The sequence below is a fragment of the Brevundimonas sp. genome (genome assembly GCF_041648615.1).
Taxonomy (GTDB): Bacteria; Pseudomonadota; Alphaproteobacteria; order Caulobacterales; family Caulobacteraceae; genus Brevundimonas.
On the sequence record NZ_JBAZOS010000028.1, the window covers coordinates 1 to 15,837 of the forward strand.

Genomic DNA, 15,837 nt, shown 5'->3' on the forward strand with positions numbered 1-15,837 from the left:
GGCGGCGGCGGCGGTCAGCGCCTCGTGGGCCTGCAGCCGGGCGGCGTCGGCCTCGGCGCGCAGGGCGGCCTCGCGGGCCCGGGCTTCGTCGCCCCCGACCTCGTCGGCCGTCGTCATGGCCTCGGTTGTCCCTTCGGACGACGCGATGTCCGTATCCGAATTCCCGCCGAGGTCTTCGCCGCGCTCGCCCGCCAGCAGCAGGGCGTCGACGGCGCCGTCGGCGTCGATCAGGGGCAGGATGGACCAGCGGACCCCGTCGACTCCGCCGTTGCGTGACGTGATCGGCCCGGCCTCGCCCGGGGCGGCGGACAGGGCGGCCCGCAACGTCTGCCGACCCTCGACGCGTTCATCCTCCGACAGAAACAGATCTGCGAAGTCGCCGGCCGCCTGATCGCGGCCCAGCAGCTGCAGGGCGGTGCGGTTGGCCTCGCGCATCTGTCCGTCGGGGCCGACCACGACCAGGGCGCTGGAGGCCGCGTCGAACACCCGCCGGGTCAGGGCCTCGGACGGGGGCGGGGCCGTCTCGGGCATGATGATTTCGGGCGTCTGCAGGCCGTCGCTCTCGACGATGGCCGCGGTCGAACCAGTGATCTGGCCCAGCTCGTTCTCGATCGGCATGGCCGTCACCGAAACCAGCATCTTGCGGCGCGAGGCCGGATTGGCCAGCAGATGCTGGAAGCCCTTCACCGTCTGGCCCCGCAGCGCGCGGGCGCTGGGCAACAGGTCCGGCGGCACCGGGCGGCCGTCGGGGAAGGTGATGCCCCAGGTCGCCGAATGGAAGCGCAGGCCGATCAGCTCGGCGTCCTTACGGCCCAGCAGCTGGTGCGCGGCGCGGTTGGCGAAGACGAATTTGCCCTGTTTGTCGGTCTCGACCAGGGCCACGGGGATGGCGTTCAGGGTTTCGAACAGCCGCTTCTGCGACTCCTCGGCGACGCGCTGCACCAGATCGAGCTGATCGGTGGCGCTGGTGTGCTGGGTGCCTTTGCGGACGGCGAACCACAGCGCCACAAGGCCGATGGCCCAGCCGACGGCGGCGACGCCCCCCAACACCCACATCCAGTTGACCTGGCCTTCGAGAAACATGCGACCCGACTGTCCCGTTCTGGCGCCTGGGCGCCCGTTCGGGAGATACCTTGCAAACGGCGAACCGGACCGGCCCGCTTTCGCCCCAAGGGCGACCTAACCGGGGTTCGGCCCGCGGTCCAGCGATACCGCTAACCGTCTCGTTCATGTCACGAAAAAGGGCCGGGCGTCGCCGCCCGGCCCCCGTTCATCCGACCATGGTCCTGGGTCAGAAGGCGACGCGCATGACCATCTGGTAGACCGGACCGGCGCTTTCGGTTTCCAGCTCGTACTCGTCGTAGTCGCGGGCGATCTGGTCGGCCTGATCGTTGAACTTGTCGAACACCTCGTCCTTGGAGCTGTCCAGCAGGTTGGAGCCGGTCAGGCGGATGACGGTGTTGGAGAACAGCCGCTTCTCCAGGAAGACTTCCAGATCGGCGCCGTAGGAGGTCGCGACCTCTTCCGCATAGACCCGTCCGAAGGCGTCGCCCTGCTTGCGGTAGGTGGCGCCGAAGGCCGCGCCCCAGGTCGGGATGTCGTGGGTGAAGCCGAAGTTCACCACATAGTCCGACTGGTCGTTGAAGCGGCGCTCGCCGAGGATGTCCTCGACCTGGCTGTCCAGCCACGAGGCGTTCAGGAACACGCCCGTGGTGTCCATGCCGATGAAGTCCAGCGGCGTGGAGAGGTCGAACTCGACGCCATAGACCTGACCGTCGCCGACGTTGTCGATCGATTCGATGAAGGTCCCCGCGCCGCCGCTGCCCTGCAGGCCGGTGTTCACGTCCTCGATCAGGTCGGTGACGTCGCGATAGAAGGCGTTGATCCCGACCACGCCGCGACGGCCCAGACGGCGCTCGAAGCCGAGGTCCACGCCCCAGGCCGTTTCGGGCTCGAGCAGCGGATTACCGCGGAAATCGTTGTCGCCGTGCTCCTCCTCCAGCGTCACCGGAGCCAGGTCATCGAAATCGGGGCGGCGGACGGTCCGGGCGACCGACAGCGTCAGGCGATCCGAGTCCGACAGGCGGTAGCGCAGGCTGGCCGAGGGCAGCAGCTCGGCGAAATCATTGTCGATGCCGGCGATGGTGGTGTCGGTGGTCTCGTAACGCAGCCCGACCTCCCACTTCAGAGCGCCGTTCTCGCCCGAGACCATGACGTAGGGGTCGATCCGGGTTTCCTCGATGACATAGCTGCCCTCGGTGAAGACGAACGGCGGCTGGGCCGGGCGGGGGGCCGGGGCGTTGGGAATGGTGAAGCGGACGCGGTTGGCGACCCGGGTCGTCGAATCGCGGTCCTTCTGGATCGCCTGGACGCCGAACTCGAGCTCGACATCGTCGCCCAGCGGACGCGTGTGCTCGAGCGCGGCGGACACTTCCTCGTCCTGCAGGTCGCGATATTCCAGATCGGCGGTGAAACGGTCCTCTTCCGGGAAGGGCAGGCCGTCGCGCAGGTATTCCGCCTCGTTCTCGAACTCGGACTGCTGATCGTCGAAGCTGGCGAAGCCCAGCTTGAAGCGGGTTTCGCCGCCGAACATCTCGCGCTCATAGCGGGCGCGCAGGTTCAGGTTGTCGGTTTCGATGTCGACGTCGTTGTCATTGATCGTCAGCAGGTTGGCGGTGGTCTCTATGCCGTTGCGGTACTCGATCGAGTCCTCGTCCTGCAGACGCTCGGTGCGCACGAACACGCCCGACAGATCCAGCGTCCCGCCGCCGACCTCGACCTCATAGGCCGCGTTGAAGGAATAATCCGTACCGCTGCGCACATCGGTCTGGACCTCGGTGTTGTCCAGCGTGCCGCCCGGTTGGTCGAAGCGCTGGCTGTATTTGTTCTTGGGATTGCGGCGGTCCTGGACGCTGCCGCCGACCAGCAGCCGGCCCGGTCCGACCTGACCGCCATAGACGGCCCCGAAGGTCCCGCCGAACTCGTCGTCGGGGAACAGGATGGCGCCGGCCCGGATATAGCCGCCGTCCAGGGCGAGGGCGTCGCGCAGCACGATGTTGATGGTCCCCGCCAGGGCGTCGCCCGAACGGTTGGCGGACGAGGAACGAACCACCTCGACCCGCTCGATCAGCTCGGCCGGGATACGATCCACGAAGAAGGAACGATCGGCCTCGCCGCCGGGCACCCGTTCGCCGTTGATCAGGATCTGGGTGTAGCCCGGATCGAGACCGCGCAGGCGCACGCCGTCGGATTCGAGAATGTCGGACAGGAAGGTCACGCTCGGCACGCGCTTGAGGGCGTCGCCGACGGTCAGCGGCTCGAAGCGCTGGAAATATTCGAGGTCGTAGGACAGGGTCGGAACGACATCGTCGGTGCGGTTGCGCATGACCGGTTCGCCGGTGACGATCACCTCTTCGAGGGCGGTGGTCGGCCCGACGGGATCGGCGACCGACTGGGCGAGCGCCGGAGCGGCGAAGGCCAGCGGCGTCAGCGCGGCCCCGAGCAGCAGTGCGAGTTTCATTTGAGGCATCCCCGATGGTCCGATCGGCCCCCCGGCCGCCGGCTCTGAACAGCGCAGCTAAGCCGTGGCGACGACGCCCTCGCGACGGTTCGGCGAAGACAAGGCGTCGTTTCACTCACGCCGTGATGACAATCTTTCCGGCGCGGGAGCGATTTTCGCCGTTTCGGCACGGAACCGTCATGGACGGCGTCTTGACCGCACCGGCGCCCCGTGGTCAGGCGACGCCTTCATATGCGGGGCGCCCATGACAATCCGGACCTTGTTTGCGGCGACGGCCGCGGCCGCTCTTCTGGCAGGCTGCGCCGTATCGGAAGTGGACTTCCAGGGCGAGGGCGAGGGTTTCGTCGGCCAAGGCGTCCCCGTGCAGGCGCGTCTCGAGACGCCGTCGGTCGGAACCGGCGGCGGCGAGGATGCGGCCGACGATCCCGCCATCTGGGCCTCGCCGACGCCGGTCCTGGTCAACGGCCGCTCCAGCCCCGGCTTCGTCGCCGGCACCGACAAGAAGGCCGGGCTCTACATCTACGGCTTCGACGGCCAGGTCCTGCAGTTCCTGCCCGAGGGACTGTTGAACAACGTCGACGCCACGGAAGGACTGACCGTCGGCGGACGCCCCCGGGTGGTGCTGGGCGCCAGCGACCGGACTCCGGGCAAGACCGGCGTGGCCCTGTATCTGTTCGACCCGGCCGGAACCGGCGACAACGGCGTGCGGCCGTGGGGAAGCATCGCCACCGACGTGGTCGAGCCTTACGGCTTCTGCTTCGCGCGCCGCGGGGCCGAGGTGCACGCCATTCTGGTGGGTCACGAGGGCGAGGTGCGTCAGTTCGTGCTGACCGCCGACGCCGCCGGGGCCCCGGTCGCCCGCGAGGTTCGCCGCTTCGACATCGGCACGATCTCGGAAGGCTGCGCCGCCGACGCGGCCACGGACGCCCTGTATCTGGCCGAGGAGAATGTCGGCGTCTGGCGCTATCGCCTCGATCCCGCGGCCGGCGCCGGGCGCACCCTGGTCCAGGGCGTCGCCCGCGACGTTCTGGTCGCCGACGCCGAAGGCCTCACGATCATCGCCGACGGCGCCGCCCGCTATCTGATCGGTTCGAGCCAGGGCGACTCGGCCTTCCCCGTCTGGCGCATCGACGGCGCCGCGCCGGTCTACAAGGGGCGCTTCATCGTCGCCGAGGGAGCCGTGGACAAGGTGACCGGCACGGACGGACTGGCGGCGCTGGGCGGTCCGGTCGGAGATTTCCCGGAAGGGCTGGTCGTCGTCCAGGACGACGTCAACGATGTCGGGACCCAGAATTTCAAATACATCGACTGGCGCGACATCCGCACCGCCCTCGGGCTCTAGCCGCCGCTCAAGCGGCGAGCGACCGCGCCCTCAAGGAAAGATTTCTCGACTGGAGCGGGCGAAGAGATTCGAACTCTCGTCACCAGCCCTGGCGAACTCACGCCGCCGGGCGGAATTGAAAAAGGCCCGGTCGGGGACCGGGCCTCTTCAGGTCGACTGGAGCGGGCGAAGAGATTCGAACTCTCGACCCCAACCTTGGCAAGGTTGTGCTCTACCACTGAGCTACGCCCGCACTTCAGTCGGAGGCGGGCGTATACCTAGCGCTCTGGCCCCTCGCAAGTCCCCAGCGCACATTTCTCGCGCTCAGACAGCGAGGCCCTGCGAGCCGGGCGACAGCGCCCTGCCCGCGCGTCAGCGCGGGGCGAGCCGGATGGCTCCATCAAGGCGGATGCATTCGCCGTTGATGTAGACGTTGCGGACCAGCTCCAGCACCAGCGACGCATAGTCCGCGGGCGTCCCCAGACGGCTGGGGAAGGGAATGGCGGCGGCCAGGGCGTCCTGGATCTTCTGGTCCATGCCGGCCATCATCGGCGTCCACATGATGCCGGGCAGGATGGTGTTGCAGCGGATCCCTTCCTGGGCCAGGTCGCGGGCGACCGGCAGGGTCATGGCGTAGACGCCGCCCTTGGAAGCCGAATAGGCCGCCTGGCCGATCTGGCCGTCCTGGGCCGCCACCGAGGCGGTGTTGACGATCAGACCCCGCTCGCCGTCGGCCATGGGCTCCAGCGTGACCATGCCGGCCGCCGACTGCGACAGGACGCGGAAGGTGCCGAACAGGTTGACCCGCACGGTGCGTTCGAACTGGGCCATGTCATGGGCGCGGATCTCGCCCGTGTCCTTCTTGCGGCTGACGGTCTTCTGGCCCGTGGCGATGCCGGCGCAGTTGACGGTCAGGCGCTCCTGCCCGTGGGCGGCGCGGGCCTTTTCGAAACCGGCGGCGACCGAGGCGTCGTCGGTCACGTCGACCGGACAGAAGACCCCGCCGATCTCCCTGGCGATCGCTTCGCCCTTCTCGGCGTTCATGTCGAACAGGGCGACCCTGGCGCCCGTGGCCGCGATGGCCCGCGCCGTCCCCTCGCCGAGGCCCGAGGCGCCGCCCGTCACCACCGCCGCAATCGAACTGTCGAGTTTCATGGCCGCAGCCCCTATGTTGTGTGAACCTTGAGATCGCCGCGGGGTTTAGCCGCCATGTCCGCCAAAGCCAATCACGCCGCCGGGCCCATGACGCCCGAAGACGCCCTGGATCCGTCGCGCGCCCTCGTGCCCTCGATCCAGCGGGTCAACGAAGTGCGGGTGCAGAAGGGCTTCTGGCCCAAGATCCGGCGCACGGCCTCGCGCATCCCCTTCGCCGGCCAGGCCCTGTCAGTCTGGTTCGCCGCCCGCGACCCCGAAACGCCGACGGCGGCCAAGGGGATCATGGTCGGGGCGCTGGCCTATTTCGTCCTGCCCTTCGACGCCATTCCCGACATCTTCGCCGGCATCGGCTTCACCGACGACGCGGCGGTGATCGCGGCCCTGATCGCCACCCTCGGGGCCAATATCAAGCGTCGGCACAAGGACCAGGCGAAGTCCGCGCTGGAGCGACTGCGCGACTAGGTCTCCACCGTCACCACCACCTTGCCCATCACCGACCGGTCGCCCAGCGCCTTGATGGCCTCGTGGGCGCGTTCCAGCGGGAAGGTCTGGCTGACGCGCGGGCGGATCTTGCCGTCCTCCCAGAACCGCAGCAGGTCGGCCATGTTGGCGGCGTGGGCGGCCGGATCGCGCATCACCGCCGCGCCCCAGAACACCCCGATCACCGACACCGACTTCAGCAGGGTCAGGTTCAGCGGCAGCGACGGAATCCCCGCCGGGAAGCCGACCACCAGATAGCGGCCGTTCCAGTCCATCGAGCGGATCGCCGGCTCGCAATAGTCGCCGCCGACGGCGTCATAGACCACGTCCGGCCCGTCGCGGCCCGAGGCCAGCTTCAGCTCGCCCGACAACTCCTTCTGGGCCGCCTTGTCCATCTTGCCCGAGGGATAGATCAGGCCGTTGTCGGCCCCCGCCTCCAGCGCGAACTGGACCTTGTCATTGGTCGAGGCGGCGGCGATCACATGCGCGCCCATGGCCTTGCCCAGCTCGACCGCCGCGACGCCCACGCCGCCGGCCGCGCCCAGCACCAGCAGGCTCTCGCCCGCCTTCAGCTGCGCCCGGTCCTTCAGCGCGTAATACGAAGTCCCGTAGGTCATCACCAGGGCGGCGGCGGTGTTGAAGTCCATGGCGTCGGGGATCTTCATCACCGAGGCGGCCGGGACCGCCAGCCGTTCGACCATGCCGCCCCATCCGGGCACGGCGATGACGCGGTCGCCCTTGCGGACGCCGGTGACGCCCTCGCCGATCGCCTCGACCACGCCCGCGACCTCGCCGCCCGGCGAGAAGGGCCGCGTCGGCTTGAACTGGTATTTGTCCTCGATGATCAGGGTGTCGGGGAAGTTGACCCCGATCGCCCGCACCTCGATCACCACCTCGCCCTTCATCGGACGGGGGTCCATGACCTCCTCGACGACCAGGGTTTCGGGACCGCCGGGGGCCTTGGAGAGGACAGCGCGCATATTTGATCCTTAGGGGGCCTGTCGCGCTTCGCGCTACCTGAGGCCCGGTTTGAGCCGGTTTGCGTCCCGCCCCGGTGGCGCGCGCGTCGGCATGAGGCTAATCAGCGTCCCGCCCGTTTGAAAGGGGCGATCCGGAGACGACCCTGAATGACGGCCCTGATCCTCCACGGCGGCGCGGGCGCGCGGCGCGAGCGCGACTACACCCGCGAGATCGCCCATATGCGCGAGGTCGTCACGGCCATGAAGGCGCGGCTGGACGCGGGCGCGAGCGCCCTGGACGTCGCCGTCGAGACCACCGTGCGGCTGGAAGACTCCGGCCTCTATGTCGCCGGACGCGGGGCCTCGCCCAATCTGGCCGGCGCCTATGAGCTGGACGCCAGCCTGATGGACGGCGCGACCCGCAAGGCCGGGGCCGTCGCCGCCCTGCAGGGTTTCCGGAACCCGGTCGTGGCCGCCCGCGCGGTCATGGACCGCACGCCGCACGTCATGCTTGTCGGGGAAGGGGCCTCGCTGTTCGCCCTCGATCAGGGACTGGAACGGATCGGCGACGAGGACGCCTGGTTCACCCGCGCCGGCCAGGGCGAGGACAATCATCCGCCCGGAACCCTGAGTCACGGCACCGTCGGCTGCTGCGTGCTGGACGATCAGGGCCGGCTGGCCGCCGCCACCTCGACCGCCGGGGTGTTCGGCAAGATGCCCGGACGCGTCGGCGACACCCCCATCCCCGGGGCCGGCAGCTGGGCCGACGGCCGCGTCGCCGTCTCGGGCACCGGACAGGGCGAGTATTTCATCCGCGTCGCCGCCTGCGCCCAGGTCAGCTGGCGCGTCGGCGCCGGCCAGACCCTGGCCGAGGCCGGTCGCGCCGTCATCGACGAGATCGGCGCCCTGGGCGGCGACGGCGGCCTGATCGCCCTCGACCGCGACGGGACCATCGCCCACCCCTTCAACAGCCAGGGCATGAAGCGGGCCTGGCTGACCCCGGACGGCGAGATCGGGGTCGAGGTCTTCGGGCGCCAGGACGCGCGGCTTACGACGATTTAATCTCCCGTCGAACACGGTTCATCCGGCGTTCACCGGCCGCCACGCTAAAGCTTGGCGGCAAATCGGGAGCCTGAAATGAAGTCCGCCGCCATCCTCGCCGCCGCCGCCCTGCTGACCACCGCCGCCTGCGCCCCCGTCGTCCAGGGCGGGCCGCCCATCGCCCTGCCGCCGGGCCTGCAGGAGACGGCGCAGGTCGGCAGCATCACCCTGTCCAGCGCCTGGCTGAACGCCGAAGACGACTTCGCCGAAACCTTCTCGGACGAGGTCCACGAGGAGCTGAAGCGCTGCATGTGGGGCACGGCCCCGATCGACGTCCGCGTCCACATCGACGGGATGCGGCGCGCGGGCCGGCTCGAGACCCTGCTGAACGGTGACGGCGTCCACACCCTGTCGGGCACGGTCGAGTTCGTCGATCCGACGCATGGGAACCGCGTCGTCGGCCGCTTCCCGGTCTCGGTGGCGACCAGCGCCCGGGGCCGTCTCGGCGGCCTGCTCGGCGACCGCCAGATGATGGTCTCGGAAGAGTTCGGCCGCGCCGTCTGCGACCAGGCCTTCGGCCGCAACCCCCGCGACCGCGGACCGCACAACGCCACGGGCGGTTAGGGCGGATATTGCATTTCGGAGTTCCGGGAAGCCGGGGTAGCGTTCGGCCCGGGTCGGGCTTCGCGGCTCCACGCCGCGCTTGAGCATGCCCCGGGGAGGGGCGCACCATGTCCCGCATTGTCGCCATGAGCCTGACGGTCCTCGTCCTCACCGCCTGCAAGCCCGCGGATCAGACAGCGCCGCCTGAGCCGGCCGCGCCATCGGCGGCGGCCAGTACGCCCCAGCCCTCAGCCGCGGCGTCCTGGGAGGCGACGCAGGAGCGCTACCGACAGGTCGATGCTGCGCCGTCTGACCCCCTGGAGGCGTTGGAGTGGCGTGGTGTCCTCTGTGAGCATTATGCGGGCGAATTCGGCGGAGACGGTTCCGAACGCGACCGGTGGCTGAACGCACAGATGGACAAGCTGCGGTGCGGAGATGATTTGACGGCCGAGGCGCGCGCCATGCGGGACGTCCGCTCCGGCGAGCCCTTTGTCGTGGCCCGGCTCGAAGCCGTTCTTGCAGCGTCCGGACAGTAGGCCCTCCGTCGCGCTCGGGGCAGAGCAAGGAAAAGGGCCGGCGGATCGCTCCGCCGGCCCTTTCCGTTCGGTCTGATGTCGAGGCCTATTCCGCCGTACCGCGCGCCAGGTTGCGCAGGACGTAGGGCATCACCCCGCCGGCCTTGAAGTAGTCCAGCTCGGTCTGGTTATCGATGCGGCAGCGGACCGGGAAGCGGGCCATCTTGCCGTCCGAGGGACGGAACAACTCGACCCACAGGTCCTGACGCGGACGCAGCTTGCCGACGTTGACGTCGGACAGGCCGCGGATGGTGACGATCTCCTCGCCGGTCAGACCCAGGCGGGTCCAGCCGTCGGCCTTGAACTGCAGCGGCACCACGCCCATCCCGACCAGGTTGGAGCGGTGGATGCGCTCGTAGCTCTCGGCCAGCACGGCGCGGACGCCCAGCAGGCGGGTGCCCTTGGCCGCCCAGTCGCGCGACGAGCCCGTGCCGTATTCCTTGCCCGCGAACACGACCAGCGGCCGGCCCTCGGACTGGTAGCGCATGGCGGCGTCGTAGATGGACATGGTGTCCTGCGAAGGGAAATGCTTCGTCACCCCGCCCTCGATCTCCGGCGTGATCTTGTTGCGGATGCGGATGTTGGCGAAGGTGCCGCGCATCATGACTTCGTGGTGGCCGCGCCGCGCGCCGTAGCTGTTGAAGTCCAGCGCATCCACACCGCGGCCCGACAGATAGACGCCGGCGGGCGAGGTCTTCTTGATCGAACCGGCCGGGCTGATGTGGTCGGTGGTGATCGAGTCGCCGAAGATGGCCAGCACCCGGGCCTCGACGATGTCGGCGACCGGGGTCGGCTCCATCGACAGGCCCTCGAAATAGGGCGGGTTGGCGACGTAGGTCGAGGTCTCGTCCCAGGCGTAGGTCTGGCCGCCCTCGACCTCGATGCCCTGCCAGTGCTTGTCGCCCTTGAACACGTCGCCATAGCGTTTGGCGAACATGGCCGGGGTGACCGACTTCTTCTGGATGTCGGCGATCTCCTTCGAGGTCGGCCAGATGTCCTTCAGGAAGACGTCCTTGCCCTTCTTGTCCTGTCCGATCGGATCCTTCGAGATATCGATCCGCATCGAACCGGCCAGCGCATAGGCGACGACCAGCGGGGGCGAGGCCAGATAGTTGGCCTGGACGTCGGGGTTCACCCGACCTTCAAAGTTGCGGTTGCCCGACAGCACCGAGGTGGCGACCAGACCGTTGTCGTTGATCGCCTTCGAGATGGTCTCGGCCAGCGGGCCCGAGTTGCCGATGCAGGTGGTGCAGCCGTAGCCGACCAGGTTGAAGCCGAGGGCGTCGAGATCGGCCTGCAGGCCGGCGGCGGTCAGATAGTCGGTGACCACCTGCGAGCCGGGGGCCAGCGAGGTCTTGACCCACGGCTTGACCTTCAGGCCCAGCTTGTGGGCCTTGCGGGCCACCAGGCCGGCGGCGATCAGGACCGACGGGTTGGAGGTGTTGGTGCAGCTGGTGATGGCGGCGATGACCACGTCGCCGTCGCCGAGGTCGAACTTTTCACCCTCGACGGCGACGCGCGGGGCGTCGACCGGGCGGTTGAAGACCTCGCCCAGGGCGGTTTCGAACGCGGGGGCGGCGACGGTCAGTTCGACCTTGTCCTGCGGACGCTTGGGACCGGCCAGCGACGGCACGACCGTGCTCATGTCCAGTTCCAGCACGTCGGTGAAGATCGGGTCTTCCGAGGTCTCGTCGATCCACAGGCCTTGCGCCTTGGCGTAGGCTTCCACGAGGGCGACGCGCGCCTTGTCGCGGCCCGTGGCGGTCAGATAGTCGATGGTCGCGCGCGACACCGGGAAGAAGCCGCAGGTGGCGCCGTATTCCGGGGCCATGTTGGCGATGGTGGCCTGATCCTCGATGGTCAGGCTGGTGACGCCGGGGCCGAAGAATTCGACGAACTTGCCGACCACGCCCTTCCTGCGCAGCATCTGGGTGACGGTCAGGACCAGGTCGGTGGCGGTCGTGCCTTCCGACATGGCGCCGGTCAGGCGGAAGCCGATGACTTCCGGGATCAGCATCGGGATCGGCTGGCCCAGCATGGCCGCCTCGGCCTCGATGCCGCCGACGCCCCAGCCCAGAACGGCCAGGCCGTTGATCATGGTGGTGTGGCTGTCGGTGCCGACCACGGTGTCGGGATAGGCGACGGTCTTCTTGCCCTCTTCCAGCGTCCAGACGGTCTGGGCCAGGTTCTCGAGGTTCACCTGGTGGCAGATGCCGGTGCCGGGGGGCACGACGCGGAAATTGTTGAAGGCCGACGAACCCCAGCGCAGGAACTTGTAGCGCTCGATGTTGCGCTCATATTCGCGCTCGACGTTCTGGTTGAAGGCGCCCGGCGTGCCGAAATGGTCGACCATGACCGAGTGGTCGATGACCAGGTCGACCGGGTTCAGCGGGTTGATCTTGGTCGGGTCGGCGCCGAGGGCCGACATGGCGTCGCGCATGGCGGCCAGGTCGACGACGGCGGGCACGCCGGTGAAGTCCTGCATCAGCACCCGGGCGGGGCGGAAGGCGATCTCGTGCTCGACCGAGCCCTTGTTCTCGGTCCAGGCGGCGATGGCGCGCAGGTCGGCCTCGGTGACCGAAACCCCGTCCTCGTTGCGCAACAGGTTCTCCAGCAGCACCTTCATCGAGCGCGGCAGACGGGAAATCCCGGCCAGACCGGCTTCCTCGGCGGCCGGAAGGCTGTAATAGGCGTATTTCTTGCGCCCGACGGAAAGGTCCTGACGGGTCTTGAGGCTGTCGTTCGACGGCATGGAGAGGCTTCCTCTGGTCAACGCCGCCCGACAATCCGGTTGCACGAACGCGCGGCTTGCGGCGGGGCGCACAGGTCCCCGACGCGCGCGACGATCGCCTGCTGCGGCGCGCCCGGATATAGCGATGGTTCCCGGCGGCGTCCATGTATCCACGATGGATGCAGGGGCATTGCGAAACGTTCTCACACTTCCTTCCCCCTTTACGGGGGAAGGTGGCCTGCGGAGCAGGTCGGATGGGGGTGCTGGTACAGTTGGCAGACGGGAGCAAATGTTCGCCAATCGGTCTCTACGGCGTCTCACCCCCCATCCGTCAGGCTCCGCCTGCCACCTTCCCCCGCAAGGGGGGAAGGGATGATCACAGCAACTTCCCTCACCGTTTCCCGCGGCGAACGCCTTCTGTTCCGCGACCTGTCGTTCGCGCTGGCCTCCGGCGAGGCGATCGCCCTGACCGGCGCCAACGGCGCGGGCAAGACCAGCCTGCTGCGCACCCTGGCCGGCTTCATCCGGCCCGACGGCGGCACGGTCGCCTTCGCCGACGTCGAACCCGCCGGGGCCCGGGCCAACCATGTCCACTGGCTGGGCCATCTCGACGGCCTCAAGAGCGGCCGCCGGGCCAGGGAGGAGCTGACCTTCCAGGCGCAGTGGTCGGGCGCCGATGCGGACGGGATCGCCGCCGCCGTCGACGTCCTCGCCCTGGAGCCGCTGCTGGATCTCGAGGTGCGCAAACTGTCGGCCGGACAGCGCCGCCGCCTCGCCTTCGCCCGGCTGATCGCGGCGCCGCGTCCGATCTGGCTGCTGGACGAGCCCTTCGCCCCGCTCGACGCCCGCTGGCGCGCCGCGCTCGGCCTGCTGATGCAGGCCCATCTCGACAAGGGGGGCGGCCTCATCGCCGCCGTGCATGATCCCCTGCCGCTTCCCGCCCGCGTGCTGGACATCGGAGCGGGACGATGAGGACCCTCCTCGTTCTTTTCCGCCGCGAACTCGCCCTCGCCTGGGCCGGCGGCGGCGGGCCCCTGCTGGCCTGCGGCTTCTTCCTGTGCCTGACCGTGCTGGTCCCGCTGGCCGCCGGCGGCGATCCGGCGGGGTTGAAGCCGGTCGCGGGCGGGATCGCCTGGCTGGCCCTCGCCCTGTCGTCGATCCTGTCGCTGGAACGGCTGTTCGAGCGCGACCTCGAGGACGGCGCCCTCGATCTGATCGCGCTGGGGCCCGTCCCGCTGGAGCTGGTCGTTCTGACCAAGGCCAAGGCGCAGTGGCTGGCGGTCGGCGCCCCTCTGGCGATCACCGCCCCCCTCGCCGCCGTCACCCTCGGCCTGCCGCCGGCGCTGGCGCCCCTGGTCGGCCTGTCGGCCCTCATCGGCGCCCTCGGCTTCGCCCTGACCGGAGCCCTCGGCGCGGCGCTGGCCCTCGGCGCCAAACGCGGCGGCCTGCTGATCGCCGTCGTCGTCCTGCCCCTGTTCATTCCGCCGGTGGTCTTCGGCGCGGGCGCGCTGGAGCGGGCGGCCAACGGGCTCGACCCCACACCGGCTTTGGCATTCCTCGCCGCCTATGTGCTGTTCGCCGCCGTGGTCACGCCCTTCGCGGCGGCGGCCGCGATCCGGAACGCCCAGGGCTGACCGATCAATGCAGGCCGACGGTTCCCTTGAGCCCCGTCAGGATCACCGCCGGGTCATAGCCGACGCCTGATTTGAACACATACTGGAACCGGTCCAGCGCGGTCGGATCGGTCGACGGATCGCCGTCGATCAGGATCAGGTCCGCCCGCTTGCCCGCTTCGATCGAGCCGACCTCCGCGTCGCGCCCCAGGAACCGCGCCCCGTTCAACGAAGCGATCCGCACCACCGTCTCGAAGTCGAACCCCGCCTCCAGCATCAGCTGCAATTGACGGCGTGAGGAAAAGCCCGGAATGACGCCGCCATAGCCGGTCGGATCGGTGCCGGCGACGAGGGTGCCGCCGGCGTCGGCGAAGGCCCGTTCAAGCCGCATCATATTGGCCAGCAGGTTGCGGAATTCGTCGCCCGGCCGTTGCTGGACCAGCGGCCAGACCTGTTCGTACTGGGCCCGCACCGGCGGGGTCAGCAGCTCCAGCGCCGCTTCCGGCGCCTTGGGCCGGCCGGTCGTCAGGGTTTCGATGATCGTCAGGGTCGAGGTCAACACAACGCCCTTGTCGACCAGGCGCCGGATCAGGGCCTGGACCTCGGGCGAGGCAGGATCGATGGTCGCCAGAGCGGTCAGGGTCGCCGCCTGGTCGGGGCAGACGTCCGGCTGTTTGTCGGCCACGAAGTCCGTCGAGGCGAAGAAGCCATGCTCGAGGTTGTCGATCCCCAGATCGGCCGCTTCCCGATAGGTCACGGAACAGAGATGGCCGGTGACCTTCTGGCCGCGCGCGTGCGCCAGCTCGACCACCCGGCCGAGTTCGGCGCGGGTGATCTGCATATAGGTCTTGTAGGAGGTCGCGCCCTCGGCGGCCCAATAGTTGACCATGCGCTCCGCGTCGTCGGCGCCCTCCAGCGCATTCACCTGCACGATCGGCAGGCCGGGCCCGTTCAGATAGGGGGCGGTCACGTCCATGTCCGGCCCCGGCGTGCGCCCCGCCGCGATCTCGGTCCTGAGGTTCAGGTCGGCATAGGGCGACATCGAGCCGGCGGTGCGCAGGGTGGTGACGCCGCCGGCCAGATACAGGCGCGGGAAGCTGAAGCTCATCTCGCCGTAATTGTCCCGCCCGGTCGGATAGAACATGTGCTCGTGCATCAGGACGAGGCCGGGAGTCAGGGTCTTGCCGGCTCCCTCGATCACCCGCGCGCCCTCCGGAGCCGCCAGATCCGGGCCGACCCCGTCGATGCGGCCGTCGCGGATCAGCACGCTCATGCCCGGGCGTGCGGGAGCGCCCGTGCCGTCGACCAGACTCACATCCCGGATCAGGATCACCGGCTCGTCGAACGCCAGCCAGGCCGGGCGGCGCGGCGCCGGCGCGGCCTGGGCCTCGGGCGGGGCCGGGATCTGGGCGAGCGCCGTGCCGGCGGCCAGGGCGAGGGCCAGTCCGGCCAGGATTCCGCGGGCGGTTGTCATGATCGATCCTCCGACTGCGCCAATGGCTAACGGAGTTGCGGCCGCCCGAACACTTAAGCCTTCGTAATCCGCCGTCAGGCCTTTTTGACGAACTCGGTCCGCAGCACGAGGCCGCGCACCTTGTCGACATTGGCCTCGATCTCGTCCGTGTCGCCGGTCAGCCGGATGTTCTTGACCAGCTGGCCGCGCTTCAGCGTCACCCCGCCCGAACCCTTGACCTTGAGGTCCTTGATCAGGGTCACGCTGTCGCCGTCGGCGAGGACGTTGCCGTTGGAATCCTTGGTGACATCGTCAGTCATGGCGGGCCTTTCAGACTTGATGGGCGACGCTCTAGCACAGCTTGGCCGTCCGTCACGCCCCGGGGC

General features: G+C 69.1%; 14 protein-coding genes and 1 tRNA gene. 7 read left to right on the forward strand and 8 right to left on the reverse strand.

Features of this window, described 5'->3' with window-relative positions; translation table 11 throughout:
* Together WC555_RS11015 and WC555_RS11020 are read right to left on the reverse strand one after the other, a co-directional pair.
* Nucleotides 1-1,083: PAS domain-containing protein (locus WC555_RS11015; protein ID WP_373253545.1), on the reverse strand; the 1,083-nt coding region annotated here is incomplete at its 3' end.
* A 208-nt stretch (nt 1,084-1,291) separates the two neighbouring features.
* Nucleotides 1,292-3,520: a TonB-dependent receptor plug domain-containing protein gene (locus WC555_RS11020; RefSeq protein ID WP_373253547.1), complete on the reverse strand. Its 2,229-nt coding sequence runs from the start codon at nt 3,518-3,520 to the stop codon at nt 1,292-1,294.
* A gap of 244 nt (nt 3,521-3,764) precedes the next feature.
* On the opposite strand from WC555_RS11020, the gene WC555_RS11025 reads away from it, so the two are divergent.
* Complete coding sequence (locus WC555_RS11025; protein ID WP_373253548.1) at nt 3,765-4,862, forward strand: phytase; 1,098 nt, start codon at nt 3,765-3,767, stop codon at nt 4,860-4,862.
* 157 nt (nt 4,863-5,019) lie between these two features.
* Here WC555_RS11025 and WC555_RS11030 read toward each other — a convergent pair.
* Nucleotides 5,020-5,094: transfer RNA gene (locus WC555_RS11030), tRNA-Gly, on the reverse strand.
* Nucleotides 5,095-5,213: 119 nt separating this feature from the next.
* Entirely contained in the window at nt 5,214-5,996 is a 783-nt protein-coding gene (locus tag WC555_RS11035; protein WP_373253550.1) for an SDR family NAD(P)-dependent oxidoreductase, read from the reverse strand.
* 54 nt (nt 5,997-6,050) lie between these two features.
* Here WC555_RS11035 and WC555_RS11040 point away from each other — a divergent pair, with 54 nt between their 5' ends.
* Nucleotides 6,051-6,458: a YkvA family protein gene (locus tag WC555_RS11040; RefSeq protein ID WP_373253552.1), complete on the forward strand. Its 408-nt coding sequence runs from the start codon at nt 6,051-6,053 to the stop codon at nt 6,456-6,458.
* Here WC555_RS11040 and WC555_RS11045 read toward each other — a convergent pair.
* Nucleotides 6,455-7,456, reverse strand: a complete 1,002-nt coding sequence (locus WC555_RS11045; RefSeq protein WP_373253554.1) for an NADPH:quinone oxidoreductase family protein — start codon at nt 7,454-7,456, stop codon at nt 6,455-6,457. The genes WC555_RS11040 and WC555_RS11045 overlap by 4 nt on opposite strands.
* A 147-nt stretch (nt 7,457-7,603) precedes the next feature.
* Between WC555_RS11045 and WC555_RS11050 the strand changes: the two genes are divergently transcribed.
* The 3 genes from WC555_RS11050 to WC555_RS11060 all read left to right on the forward strand — a co-directional run bounded on the left by WC555_RS11050 (nt 7,604) and on the right by WC555_RS11060 (nt 9,615).
* The gene (locus tag WC555_RS11050) at nt 7,604-8,497 is read left to right on the forward strand and encodes an isoaspartyl peptidase/L-asparaginase family protein (protein ID WP_373253556.1); all 894 of its coding nucleotides are present in this window, start codon (nt 7,604-7,606) and stop codon (nt 8,495-8,497) included.
* Nucleotides 8,498-8,572: 75 nt separating this feature from the next.
* The gene (locus WC555_RS11055) at nt 8,573-9,100 is read left to right on the forward strand and encodes a hypothetical protein (RefSeq protein ID WP_373253558.1); all 528 of its coding nucleotides are present in this window, start codon (nt 8,573-8,575) and stop codon (nt 9,098-9,100) included.
* 107 nt (nt 9,101-9,207) lie between these two features.
* The gene (locus WC555_RS11060) at nt 9,208-9,615 is read left to right on the forward strand and encodes a hypothetical protein (protein WP_373253560.1); all 408 of its coding nucleotides are present in this window, start codon (nt 9,208-9,210) and stop codon (nt 9,613-9,615) included.
* A gap of 85 nt (nt 9,616-9,700) precedes the next feature.
* On the opposite strand, the gene acnA is transcribed toward WC555_RS11060, so the two are convergent.
* Entirely contained in the window at nt 9,701-12,406 is a 2,706-nt protein-coding gene (acnA, locus tag WC555_RS11065) for an aconitate hydratase AcnA (protein WP_373253562.1), read from the reverse strand.
* 351 nt (nt 12,407-12,757) lie between these two features.
* Here acnA and ccmA point away from each other — a divergent pair, with 351 nt between their 5' ends.
* Nucleotides 12,758-13,357, forward strand: coding sequence for a heme ABC exporter ATP-binding protein CcmA (gene ccmA / locus WC555_RS11070; RefSeq protein WP_373253564.1), 600 nt, complete (start codon nt 12,758-12,760; stop codon nt 13,355-13,357).
* On the forward strand, nt 13,354-14,019 hold the full coding sequence (ccmB, locus tag WC555_RS11075) for a heme exporter protein CcmB (RefSeq protein ID WP_373253565.1): 666 nt from the start codon (nt 13,354-13,356) through the stop codon (nt 14,017-14,019). The genes ccmA and ccmB overlap by 4 nt, the downstream gene beginning before the upstream one ends.
* Nucleotides 14,020-14,023: 4 nt before the next feature.
* Here ccmB and WC555_RS11080 read toward each other — a convergent pair whose 3' ends face one another.
* On the reverse strand, nt 14,024-15,472 hold the full coding sequence (locus WC555_RS11080) for an amidohydrolase family protein (RefSeq protein ID WP_373253567.1): 1,449 nt from the start codon (nt 15,470-15,472) through the stop codon (nt 14,024-14,026).
* Between the two features lie 74 nt (nt 15,473-15,546).
* The gene (locus WC555_RS11085) at nt 15,547-15,771 is read right to left on the reverse strand and encodes an alkylphosphonate utilization protein (RefSeq protein ID WP_373253569.1); all 225 of its coding nucleotides are present in this window, start codon (nt 15,769-15,771) and stop codon (nt 15,547-15,549) included.
* Nucleotides 15,772-15,837 lie beyond the last annotated feature (66 nt).